The sequence below is a fragment of the Campylobacter concisus genome (genome assembly GCF_002913225.1).
Classification (GTDB): domain Bacteria; phylum Campylobacterota; class Campylobacteria; order Campylobacterales; family Campylobacteraceae; genus Campylobacter_A; species Campylobacter_A concisus_J.
On sequence record NZ_PPAW01000056.1, the window covers coordinates 17,323 to 28,240 of the forward strand.

Consider the following 10,918-nt stretch of genomic DNA (forward strand, 5'->3'; position numbering starts at 1 on the left):
TTTAAAGTAAATTTAATGGCACTTTGCAGTAAAACTAGTATAATTTTGAAAGCGAAATTTCATAAAGGACAAAAATGCAAGAGAGAAACGCAGAAATTTTCACTGGCGAGCGTGCGATGTTTGGCGCAAAGGGACTAAATTTTACTAACTGCATCTTTGAAGATGGCGAGTCACCACTAAAGCACAGCTCAAATTTAAAGCTAAACGAGTGCGTTTTTGCCTACAAGTATCCACTTTGGTACGCAAGCGACATCACGCTAAATGGCGGCTATCTCGAGCCTCTAGCAAGGGCTGGCATGTGGTACAGCAAAAATTTACGCTTCAAAGACGTGCTCATAAATGCACCAAAAAGCTTTAGAAAAAGCTCGAAAATTTCACTAGAAAATGTAAATTTCTCAGACGCTGCCGAGACACTTTGGGGGTGCGCGGACGTGAAGGTAAAAAACGTCTTTGCAAAAGGGGATTACTTCGGGGCAAATAGTGAAAATTTAGAGGTTGATGGGCTAAATTTAGATGGCAACTACTGCTTTGATAGCTGCAAAAACCTTCGTATCACAAACTCAAAGCTCATATCAAAAGACGCCTTTTGGAACTGCGAAAACGTGGTCGCGCAAAACTGCCTCATCTCAGGCGAATACCTAGCTTGGAACGCTAAAAATGTGACGCTCATAAACTGCACGATAAAGAGCTTGCAAGCCCTTTGCTATGTGGAAAATTTAGTCATAAAAGATTGCATTTTTATGGATACTAGTCTTGCTTTTGAGTATTCAAGCCTCGATGTGAGCACAAAAAGCAGCATAAAAAGCGTAAAAAACCCAAAAAGCGGCGTCATAAGAGCCGGCAGGATAGAGGAGATCATCATAGACGGCAGTTTGGTTGATGCAAGCAAGATAAAGATCATCACCGATGAAATTTAGACAAAATTTGAAGGGATAATATGCAAAATGAAAAATTTAGAGCGAAATTTAGTATAAAAAACGATGCTAAATTTAAAAAGCTACTACGCGAAGTCTCGCGCACCGTCTATAAAAAGAATAAATTTGTATTTTTAATGAGGGCGATCGAGCTGCCATTTGCTGCGCTATGTGGAGTAGCTATGATCACGCTTTTTGACATTTCTGGGCACGAGTTAATAGTATATTCTGATATGGACGATGTCTCTACTTTGGCAAGAAATGTAGCCATTGCTCTTTGTGTCGGCATAGTCTTGCTTTATATTTACGCGGCTATTATTAAGCCAGTTTTATTTACTAGAACCATTTACTCAAAAATCGATGTTGAGCGCGAACAAGAGATCGTTATATATGATGATGAGGTCTTGTTTATCACAAAAAATAGCACGGTTCATTTTTCGTTTAGTGCGTTTCTTGGTACTTGCGAAACTGATGATTTTGTAGCTTTGATCTTAAAATAAGGCTCATTCTTATATATCCCAAAAGAGTCACTAAATGAAAAAGCGCAAGAAATTTTGGAATTTCTAAAAGGAAAAATAGGTTAAATTTTTAGGCATTATGGATTAAATTTGCTGGCTATATTCAGACTAAAATCTCTAAAAATATAGAGATAATCCCAGAAGAAATTTGATTTTTTTTGAAAAAACATTTGCTACACAACTCAAATTTTTAAAATCAAAATAGCTCGCGGATAAAAAATCTTACAAATTTCGTAAAATTTAATAACTTTTATCCTAAGAAGTAGTAAAATAGTTACACTTTTTTGATCGGAAATGATATGAAATTTAAAGATTTTAAAGAAAAAAACAGTAGTAACTATGACTTTTTCGCAGCTGATGAGATGAGCTATAAAGAATTTGTACAACTAAGCTTTAAAGAGTTTTTAACAAGCAATAGTGGCTCAAAGTGGCAGCTTGACATAGATGATAAAAGGTTTAACTCATTTCCAAATTTCACCCAAAAACATCAAATTTGCATATCGAATTTAGACTATGAAGATAATGTTTTTCAGTTTAGAATTTGCTCTGAAAACAACGTATCAAGCCTTGGCTACCGCATGTTTACGAGCTTTGATAGCGCGTATAAAGACTTTGTCACAGACGATATCAAGCACTCTGATGAGGTTATGATGAGCCTAAAGCTTGGCGAGCTTAAAGAGTTTCCTTGCATATCAAAATGTGGCTGGTGGATCAAAGATATCTGGCGAGACATGTATCCTATCTTGGACGAGACTAACAGCGAGGACTTTGTGGCTGGCATTATAAAAAACGAATTTACCAAAAAGATGAACGAGATAAACGAATGTCTAAAAAACGCTCAAGATAGCGGCAAGCTTGACGAAGTGATCACCAAACTAAAAGCTAAAATCAGCTGAATTTAGAAATTCCCACCCACAGCACAAGAGCTAGCTGGATATGAAGTAAGTCCGTAGTCAGATGACTCCACGTTATAAAAGTCCAAATTTGCACTTTTGGAGATGATATACTCAAAGCCTTTTTGATTTAGCTCGATCAAAATTTCAAGCTCCGTATCTCTTTTGCAGACTATGCTTTCAAAAAAGTGAGAGAAGAAAGAAATTTTGGCATTTTCTTTTTGTATTGAGTGATTTAACATGAGCTCCATGTTGCTAAAAATTTTAAAGATAGTTTGATTTGTCTCAAATTTACCAAATCTAGCATAATAATTTTGCAAATTTGCGTCATTTAGCACAATATTTTTAGTGCAGTTTTTGGTGATCTGCTCGTAGATAAGACCAAAAAGCTCAATAGAGGCATTTTGATTATCCATCACTCTATTTTCGTGGTTTGTGACGACCACAAAGCCATCTTTTATCTCATATTTTTCATTTTTATAATAAAAGCTAACATTTGCCACCTCTTGCTCAAAGCGCTTTTTATAAGCAAAAGAGAGATAGTTTAAAACGCCCATTTTATCGATGATAGCCGAGCTTCTTACGCCACCATCTAGCTCGTGCTGCATGAAGTATCTTATGAAGCTACCTTGCTCTATGTCAAAGCTGTTTAAGTACTCGATCTTATCAAGATAGATACATCGGTAAAGCTTTACAAATTCTGGATTTAGCCTCACATTTATCTCATCTTGTAGCTCGCCATATTTGTCGGTTTGCTCTGCGTCTATAAATTCGATTATATTCATCTGCTTTTCGATCTTATCTTTTACAAAGATCGAAATTTTCACGTCTTGCATTTCGTAAAAGCACTTTATCGTATCTGTGGCACTTTTGGTGATATCTGTTTTAAATTTCTTAGCTAGCTCTGCTTTTTTAAGCGTGAGCGAAAAGTCGCCATTTTTTAGTTTATTTTGCGAGTATAAAAGATAGAGTAGCTGCTCATAGACCATGAGATGTGAGTAGGTTAAAAATGTATTATCCACCACGATGACGTAGTAGCAACGCGTTATAGAGTACCTTTTGTTATTTTGCAAAAATTCATCATAAATTTTTAATTTGCTTGGGGATTTACATACCTTAAAAACATCGTATGATTCTAAAAATATATTTTCCATTACTGCCCCTTTTTACCTTTGCAAAAATATTACATAACTATTCTTTAAGCTAATTTGAATTTACAAGCTAACTAATAAAAATAATTTTGTAAAAATTAATATTAATTTAATTAAATATAGCTTAATTATATAAAATATTTTTGTATAAATATATTTTTATTTACAAAATTCAATTATATAAAATAAAAATTAGCTATAAAAATATATTTTTTAAACTAAATTTAATAAATATAGTTATATTATTTTTCTCAGATAAGCATGCTTGTAGTTGAAAATTTACAAATTGGGAGCTCAAAATGGAATTTCTAATTTTGACGCTATTTCTGATTAGTGGGCTTATCTTATACATAAAGCCACAAATGAAGAAAATAGCAACGTCCTGTATGGCTTTGGGGTGCGTAATACTAGTTGCACTAGAATTTTACGTAAATTTATGGGTAGTCTTGCCAATAGGCAACTTCTAGGAGGGCAAGATGCAAACGAAACAAAATGAAATCCCAGCAAACGAACAAGGCTTTTTCAACCTTATGTCACTAGCCATCACCGCTCTTGTGGCACTTCCAGTTGGTATCGCCTGCTTGGTGCTTGGCTTTGGGCTAGGTGATAACCCTTGCGTAATGTGCTGGGCCGAGAGGATCACGATGATAGCTATTAGCCTAATAGCACTTTTCATCATCAGATACGGACTAAAGCCTGGATATCTAGCAGCCCTTTTACTAATGGCTTGCTGGGGCATATTTAACGGCTTTATCCACTACAGCCTAGATGGAACATTTGGCGGCTATCTTGACATCAAACAAGGTTTTGGCCTTGAAATTTTAGGTGCCCACACTCAGTTTTGGGTTATGGTTGTTGATTTTTGTGTGATCATATTTTTGGCTCTTATATTTTTGTTTAGCAAAAATTTGGGCCTTATAATGCAAAAAAGCTCAAATGGCGAATACGGCGACTTTCTAAGCTACTTGCCGCTTGGCAAATTTGCAAATTTAGTCTTTATCGTGATCATACTTGCAAACTGCGTTCAAGCCTTTATAGCTTCTGGTCCACCGCCATATCTAGGATCTAGCACACCGCCTAGAATGAGCATCGATCCTTCAAAATGGTTCTGGGAAAAAGACCACTGGGATAGCTCGCTTGACTTTAGATTTGACTGGAACCCTGAGCTTCCAGACCTAGCAAAGTAAGGAGAGAAAGATGAAAAAGATAATATTTTTTATCTCATTGGCAAGCCTTACTTTTGGTTTTAGCTTTGACATGGATAGCAAAAATGGAGCTATCCAAAACATAAAAGAGCTAGGCCTTAAAGATACGCTCGCTCTAAATTTGCAAAACGATAATGCAATAACTGGAGCTGACTACGATGAAGGCAAAAAGCAGTTCGCTCTTGTCTCAAACGACAATGAATTTTACATCGCAGATGAAAATTTAAAGCCAGTTAGCTACGCCAAACACGACCGCCATTTTATAATGGAAATGGAAGCAACAGTCGGAGCTACTTGGTACAAAAAAGAGCTTGGCATGATAAGTTACAACAAGACTTTTGTCTTCTATGAGCCAGCTAGCAACCTTAGTAAAGATGAGCAAAATAGCCAGTGGAGGCACCTATTGGCTGGATATGACTCGTGGAAGCTAAACGACCTTGGTAATAAGGGCAGATTTTCTACCATTAGATCAAAACAGCAGTACATCTTAGGCTGGGACTACCTAGAAAGTGAGAATAAATTTTTCACAGCTAGCGTGCCAAATGACGTTAGAGACTACTGGAGTGTCGCTATATTTGACGGCGACGATAAGATGATCTTAGAAGAATTTGTACCAAAAGCTGGAGCAAATTTACAGCTCAAAGAGGGTAGAAATTTAAACAACTATTATATTACTGGCATCGACGTAGAGCCTGATGCGCTCTATCTTTTAAGCAAAAATTTCTCAACTATTTTAAAGTTAAATTTGACCACCAAAGAGATAGACGAGGCATTTAGTTTTAGTGGGGTAAATAACCCAAGAGCATTAGCGATCAAAGATAATAAATTTTACATCTTCTCACGAGAAGGCAAAGAGAATAAAGTTTTTATCTTTGAGATGAAATAGCTATCAAATTTAAGGAGAAAACATGCAAAGACGTTCTTTCCTAAAAGGCACGGGAGCAGCTCTGGCAGCAGCTGGAACAGCTCCTAGCCTATTTGGTATGGAGCAATTTGAGGTGGATTTTAACCCAAAATCCTACAAGAACGAGGAAAATGTAGAATACCACTACCTAACCTGTCCTAGAAACTGCCGTGATGCCTGTTCGATGATCGCTGAGATAAAAGACGGCAAAATGGTAAGCATAAAAGGCGATCCAAAGCACCCACTAACGCAAGGCACAGTCTGCGTCAAAGGTCACACCTATGCCATGCACCTATATAATGCCGACCGCATCATGCACCCTATGAAAAGAGTCGGTAAAAAAGGCGAGGGAAAATGGGAGAAGATAAGCTGGGATCAAGCCTTAAAAGAGATAGCTGCAAAGCTAACTGAGATAAAAGAGAAATTTGGCGGCGAAGCCTTGACCGAGTTTGTCTACTCTGGCAACGAAGGACATATCTCAAAAACTATCGCACCGGGAAATTTCTTTGAAAAATATGGAGCCACAAGACTTGTTAGAAACCCTTGTGACTGGCCAAGATACGCGGGCACTCCTAGCGTTATAGGTACTGACTTCTCAAAAGACGCACTTGAGATCGATGAGAGTGATATGTACATTAGCTGGGGATCAAACGAAGCTTACACAGCCGTACACTGGATAAGATTTGCTCACCGCGTTAAAAAAAGAGGCGGAAAGATCATCGTTATAAATACGATAAGAATTCCTCTTGCAAACCAAGCTGATATGTTTATCCAGCTAAAACCATCTAGCGACCCTGCGTTTTGTCTAGCGGTCTGTAAATTTTTGATAGAAGAAGATCTATATGATCATGAATTTGTAGAAAAATACACAACAGGCTTTGAAGACCTAGTACACGAGTGCTCACTATACACTTATGGCGAGCTGTCTGAGATGTGCGGAGCAAGCGTGGATCAGATCAAAGTCTTTGCTAGAGAGTACGCTCATGCAAAAGCACCAGCTATCATGCACGGCGACGGCGGACAAAGACACTTTAACGGAGCAAGACTTGTTCGTGCGGTTACATTTTTACCAGTTTTAACTGGCGCCTTGACAAAGCTTGGTGGCGGACTATTTTGGGCGTATGTGCATGTAAAAGGCTGCTTTAATTTCGACAACTGCATGCCAGATTTATCTCCAAAAGATAAAGATGGCAAAAAGATAGAAAGACAGCAAGTAAGCTATATAGAATTTGGTAAAGGCATACAAAAAGAAAATCCAACATATCTTGACAAGCCTATAAACACGGTCATTCGCGCCTGTATCAACTACAACTCAAATTTAATGGTAACAGCGCCAAATACAAATTTGATCAAAAAACGCATAATGGACGATGACTTCTTCTTAGTTGTCCTTGATCCGTATGATATCGATACTTGCGACTATGCTGACTATGTGCTACCTGGTGTTACATTTATGGAGAGTGAGGATATCCAAAACGACCAAATTTCTGGATACGTCTGCTACAACGCTCAAAGCGTAAAACCTCTTGGCGAAGCTAAGACAAATTTAGAGTTCTTTAACGCTCTTGCAAAAGCTATGGGCTATACAGAAGAGTGCTTTAACTGGGATAGCGAAACAGTTTGCAGACGCTTTTTGGATACAGAATTTGCCAAAAAACAAAACATCACCTATGAAAAACTAAAATCAGTCGGCTGGATCAAACCATTTAGAACGCCTGAAACAATGAAGGATCAGTTCCCATACTATCCTTATGCACCAAAAGACAAACTAGTCTTTGGTACAAAGAGTGGAAAATGCGAGCTTTACTCACAAACCTTTAAAGACGCAGGATATCATCCGGTAATAGACCTTGAAACTGACTGGGACTACTATGAAAAGAGCAATAAATTTGGAAAAGAGTATCTCAAAAAATATCCGCTTTATTTCATGACGCCAGGCACTCAGCTCCAAGATAACTCAAACTGGGGCAATATGCCTTATATCTTAAAAAGGGTTATCGTTAAGGGCAATGCTGAGCTATTTATGACACGTGAAGATATGGAGGCTCGCGGTATCAAAAACGGAGACACAGTTGAGGCAACAAACGAAAAAGGAACAGCCGTCTTTACAGCAGTCGAGACAAATCAAATGAACCCAGGCATAGTCTATGCGTGGAACAACATCTGGGTAAAAGTGACAAAATCAAGAACTGGGGCAAATATACTTTGCTCTGATGGCGTTAGCGATCTAGGAAATGGCTCAACCTATACAGCTAGCTTTTGTGAAGTAAAAAAAGCAGCTAAACAAGAGATGTAAAGGGGTCTAAGATGAAAAGAAAACAAGGATTTTTATTTGATTATAACTTTTGTATAGGTTGCAAGGCTTGCGAAATTTCATGTCAAGTCTATCACAACCAAGATCCAGATATAAACTGGAGACATGTTGATGGCCTTATGATACATGAAGATGGTATAGAAAAAGAGATCTTTATAACTCACTCTTGCCACCACTGCGACGAGCCAGCCTGTATGGATGTCTGCCCAGTTGGGGCTTATATCAAGCTTGAAAATGGTGTCGTACAGCCACTTCATGATAAGTGTATAGGCTGTGGATACTGCTTGATGGCTTGCCCTTACGGCTCTATCACAAAAGGCAAAGACGGCAAGGCTCAAAAGTGCAATCTCTGTGCCGAAAAACTTGAGCGTGGCGAAGAGCCAGCTTGTGTGGCGGGCTGTCCGTGTGGAGTACTAAAACTAGTTGATAGCAACGTCAGCGATAGCGCTGGTATGCAAAAAGAGATGCCGGGCTTTAAGCACTTCTTTACCAAGCCAAACATCCGCTTTTATCCAAGAATGAAGCGAAATGAATTCATACACTAAAGAGTAAAAGATGGATAAGGTCAAAGAAAAGCTTAGCGTTAGCCTTAGTGTTGAAGACTTTTTAAGGCGATTTTTCTTAGTGGAGCTTAGAGAGCAAAATTTAGATGAGCTCATAAGCCTAAGCCTTAATTTTAGTGATAAATTTAAAAATCACGACTTCATACTTTGGCTAAATAAGTGCAAAGATGATCTAAATTTACTAGATGAGCTAAGATATGAATTTAACAGGCTTTTTGTAGGGCCAAGACACCCAAAGGCCGAGCCATACGAGTCGGTTTATTTTGATTATAAAACGATGTTTGGCGAAAAGACCATGCAGGTGCGAAGCTTTTATGAGAGCTCTGGTCTAAAGCTTAGCAAAGAGCAGTTTGATAAATTTCCAGATGATTTCATCGGATACGAACTGCAGTACCTTTACTTTCTAAGTTTCAATGCCTTACAAGCAGACGAAAAAGAGAAAATGGATGAAATTTTACATAAAAAATATGACTTCATCCGCACTCATCCGTTTGAGTGGTTTTATAAATTTAGCTCTCGCTGTAAGGAGGCTACAAATTTAGAAGCTTACGTGAGCTTTGCTGATTTTTTAAATTTATATCTTGAAAACGAGATAGAGCAGTCAAGAGCTCTTCTAACTTTTAAGAGTTAAAGGATAGATAATGGAACAAACAACTTGGGGATGGCTCATAGTCATATATCTCTTTTTGGGTGGTTTAGGTGCTGGGGCGTTTTTGTGCTCGGCTTTAGCCTATAAAGGCTTTTTGGGCAAGCTCGATGAGAAATTTTATAAATTTGGATTTTTGCTCGCACCAATAGCGGTCATAGTTGGAACTGCGCTTTTGCTATTTGACCTAGCACCAAGCGCAGCGATCAATCCAGCTAAGATCATAGGTCTTTACACAAGACCAGTTTCTATAATGAGTATCGGCACATATCTTCTAACATTTTTCATAATAGTTAGCGTACTAGTGCTTTTACAAGTTAAAAAAGGTGGCAAAATTTGCGATATGATGCTTAGCTTTGGCTCACTGCTAGCGCTTGGAGTGATGGGATATACTGGACTACTTTTATATGTAGTAAAAGCGATCCCACTTTGGGCAAGTATATGGCTACCGATACTATTTACTATCTCAGCCATATCAACAGGCCTTAGCGCAAACGCTATATCTGTGCTAAGTAGTGGCGGCGTTTTAAGCCACGAGTCGCATAAATTTCACACTATTTTGGTGGCACTTGAAATTTTTGCCCTCTTGATGCTATTTGCAAGCGTTAGAAACGAAGCTGCTGGTATGGCTAGCATAACTAAAATAGTATCAGGCTCTCTAGCGCCGATGTTTTGGATAGGCTTTATAGTGCTTGGTCTTGCACTACCGCTAATTGGCGGCAGTAAATTTATGCTACAAAGATGTGGCGTAACAAAAGACGGAGCAGTATGCGGATGTAGCGAAGGTATCAAAAGCTGTGTATATAATGAATATGGTGTTTTAATCAGCGGTTTTTTCCTAAGAGCATTTATCGTTCTTGGAGCAATTTATATATTTTAATAAACTTTCTCCCTTTAAAAACTAGGCCGGATATAATCCGACCTAGCTATTTTGATCATTTCTCACCAAGTGGCCAGTAAACAACTGGTTTAGCTCCCAGTCTTGCCTCACCATGATACATACCAAGTTTATCTTTAGTCCAAGCAAAGCCAGTCTTACCAAATTTATCGATAGAGATGATACCACCACTACCGCCTAGTGCTGCTACCTCTTTTACAGCCTCTTCGGCTGCTTTTTGCACATCTGAAGTTTTGTATTTATAAAGGGCTGAGACCTCGTGAGCTGCATTTACACGCATGTAGATATCGCCTGTGCCTGTGCAAGAGACTGCCACTGAGTCATTATCTGCATAGGTTCCAGAGCCAATTATCGGACTATCGCCTATACGGCCAGTCATTTTATTTGTCATGCCACCAGTGCTTGTTGCTGCAGCTAGGTTGCCATTTTTATCAAGTGCTATGGCTCCAACAGTGCCAAGATATGGACGCTCATATAAATTTAGCGACGTTTTCTTTGTTTTTTCACTATCAAGCATTAGCTTTTGTTTCTCTTTTGCTCTTTGGAGTGCGTCATATCTAAACTGCGTGAAAAAGTACTTTTGATCAACCATCTCTAGGCCGTTTTCTTTGGCTAGTTTGCAGTCTATACATTTTTTATACTTAAAAATTTAACATCATCATATAAGTATTTTTGCAAAAACCTATTTCATACTATTAACCTATATTCTCATAGACCAAGAGCATCATACCTTAACACCATCTCGTCATAATTTGCAATTTTTCATTAATAAAAATAAACATATTAAACTAATTAAAAAAATAAAAAAACTAATATTCTATACTTAGACAAGAAACAACAATAATAATAAATTTTGATTAATTAATTGAATATTTGAAATTAAAAGCAGATTAACAACAAAGCCCGCAACGA

At 38.0% G+C, this 10,918-nt stretch carries 11 protein-coding genes; 9 read left to right on the top strand and 2 right to left on the bottom strand.

The window, feature by feature from the left end; all coding sequences use genetic code 11:
* Positions 1-74 precede the first annotated feature (74 nt).
* The 3 genes from CYP26_RS08590 to CYP26_RS08600 all read left to right on the top strand — a co-directional run bounded on the left by CYP26_RS08590 (position 75) and on the right by CYP26_RS08600 (position 2,328).
* A complete protein-coding gene (locus CYP26_RS08590) occupies positions 75-917 on the top strand; it encodes a DUF3737 family protein (RefSeq protein WP_103631100.1) in 843 nt (280 codons plus the stop codon).
* 20 nt (positions 918-937) lie between these two features.
* Positions 938-1,414 carry a hypothetical protein gene (locus CYP26_RS08595; protein WP_181000895.1) on the top strand — a complete coding sequence of 159 codons (477 nt, stop codon included), beginning with the start codon at positions 938-940 and terminating at the stop codon, positions 1,412-1,414.
* A 317-nt stretch (positions 1,415-1,731) separates the two neighbouring features.
* Complete coding sequence (locus CYP26_RS08600; protein ID WP_103631101.1) at positions 1,732-2,328, top strand: effector protein; 597 nt, start codon at positions 1,732-1,734, stop codon at positions 2,326-2,328.
* Between the two features lie 2 nt (positions 2,329-2,330).
* Here the strand turns inward: CYP26_RS08600 and CYP26_RS08605 are convergent, their stop codons facing one another.
* Positions 2,331-3,479 carry a hypothetical protein gene (locus tag CYP26_RS08605; protein WP_103631102.1) on the bottom strand — a complete coding sequence of 383 codons (1,149 nt, stop codon included), beginning with the start codon at positions 3,477-3,479 and terminating at the stop codon, positions 2,331-2,333.
* A 473-nt stretch (positions 3,480-3,952) separates the two neighbouring features.
* Between CYP26_RS08605 and CYP26_RS08610 the strand changes: the two genes are divergently transcribed.
* Genes CYP26_RS08610 through nrfD form a run of 6 tightly spaced genes read left to right on the top strand, consistent with a single transcriptional unit; the run spans position 3,953 to position 9,988 of the window.
* Positions 3,953-4,663, top strand: a complete 711-nt coding sequence (locus CYP26_RS08610; protein WP_103620707.1) for a disulfide bond formation protein B — start codon at positions 3,953-3,955, stop codon at positions 4,661-4,663.
* A 10-nt stretch (positions 4,664-4,673) separates the two neighbouring features.
* Positions 4,674-5,567 carry a hypothetical protein gene (locus tag CYP26_RS08615; protein ID WP_103631103.1) on the top strand — a complete coding sequence of 298 codons (894 nt, stop codon included), beginning with the start codon at positions 4,674-4,676 and terminating at the stop codon, positions 5,565-5,567.
* 22 nt (positions 5,568-5,589) lie between these two features.
* A complete protein-coding gene (locus CYP26_RS08620; protein ID WP_103631104.1) occupies positions 5,590-7,881 on the top strand; it encodes a molybdopterin-containing oxidoreductase family protein in 2,292 nt (763 codons plus the stop codon).
* 11 nt (positions 7,882-7,892) lie between these two features.
* Complete coding sequence (locus CYP26_RS08625; protein WP_012140509.1) at positions 7,893-8,444, top strand: 4Fe-4S dicluster domain-containing protein; 552 nt, start codon at positions 7,893-7,895, stop codon at positions 8,442-8,444.
* A 10-nt stretch (positions 8,445-8,454) separates the two neighbouring features.
* Positions 8,455-9,093, top strand: a complete 639-nt coding sequence (locus CYP26_RS08630; RefSeq protein ID WP_103631105.1) for a TorD/DmsD family molecular chaperone — start codon at positions 8,455-8,457, stop codon at positions 9,091-9,093.
* Positions 9,094-9,103: 10 nt separating this feature from the next.
* The gene (gene nrfD, locus CYP26_RS08635) at positions 9,104-9,988 is read left to right on the top strand and encodes an NrfD/PsrC family molybdoenzyme membrane anchor subunit (protein ID WP_103631106.1); all 885 of its coding nucleotides are present in this window, start codon (positions 9,104-9,106) and stop codon (positions 9,986-9,988) included.
* 55 nt (positions 9,989-10,043) lie between these two features.
* On the opposite strand, the gene CYP26_RS08640 is transcribed toward nrfD, so the two are convergent.
* Entirely contained in the window at positions 10,044-10,655 is a 612-nt protein-coding gene (locus tag CYP26_RS08640; RefSeq protein ID WP_103631107.1) for an isoaspartyl peptidase/L-asparaginase, read from the bottom strand.
* Positions 10,656-10,918 lie beyond the last annotated feature (263 nt).

Bases quoted from the DNA above. Each gene is read 5' to 3' on its own strand.
- CYP26_RS08605 (WP_103631102.1), bottom strand. From the start codon at position 3,479: ATGGAAAATATATTTTTAGAATCATACGATGTTTTTAAGGTATGTAAA.
- CYP26_RS08620 (WP_103631104.1), top strand. From the start codon at position 5,590: ATGCAAAGACGTTCTTTCCTAAAAGGCACGGGAGCAGCTCTGGCAGCA.
- nrfD (WP_103631106.1), top strand. From the start codon at position 9,104: ATGGAACAAACAACTTGGGGATGGCTCATAGTCATATATCTCTTTTTG.
- CYP26_RS08625 (WP_012140509.1), top strand. From the start codon at position 7,893: ATGAAAAGAAAACAAGGATTTTTATTTGATTATAACTTTTGTATAGGT.
- CYP26_RS08595 (WP_181000895.1), top strand. From the start codon at position 938: ATGCAAAATGAAAAATTTAGAGCGAAATTTAGTATAAAAAACGATGCT.
- CYP26_RS08600 (WP_103631101.1), top strand. From the start codon at position 1,732: ATGAAATTTAAAGATTTTAAAGAAAAAAACAGTAGTAACTATGACTTT.
- CYP26_RS08610 (WP_103620707.1), top strand. From the start codon at position 3,953: ATGCAAACGAAACAAAATGAAATCCCAGCAAACGAACAAGGCTTTTTC.
- CYP26_RS08630 (WP_103631105.1), top strand. From the start codon at position 8,455: ATGGATAAGGTCAAAGAAAAGCTTAGCGTTAGCCTTAGTGTTGAAGAC.
- CYP26_RS08615 (WP_103631103.1), top strand. From the start codon at position 4,674: ATGAAAAAGATAATATTTTTTATCTCATTGGCAAGCCTTACTTTTGGT.
- CYP26_RS08590 (WP_103631100.1), top strand. From the start codon at position 75: ATGCAAGAGAGAAACGCAGAAATTTTCACTGGCGAGCGTGCGATGTTT.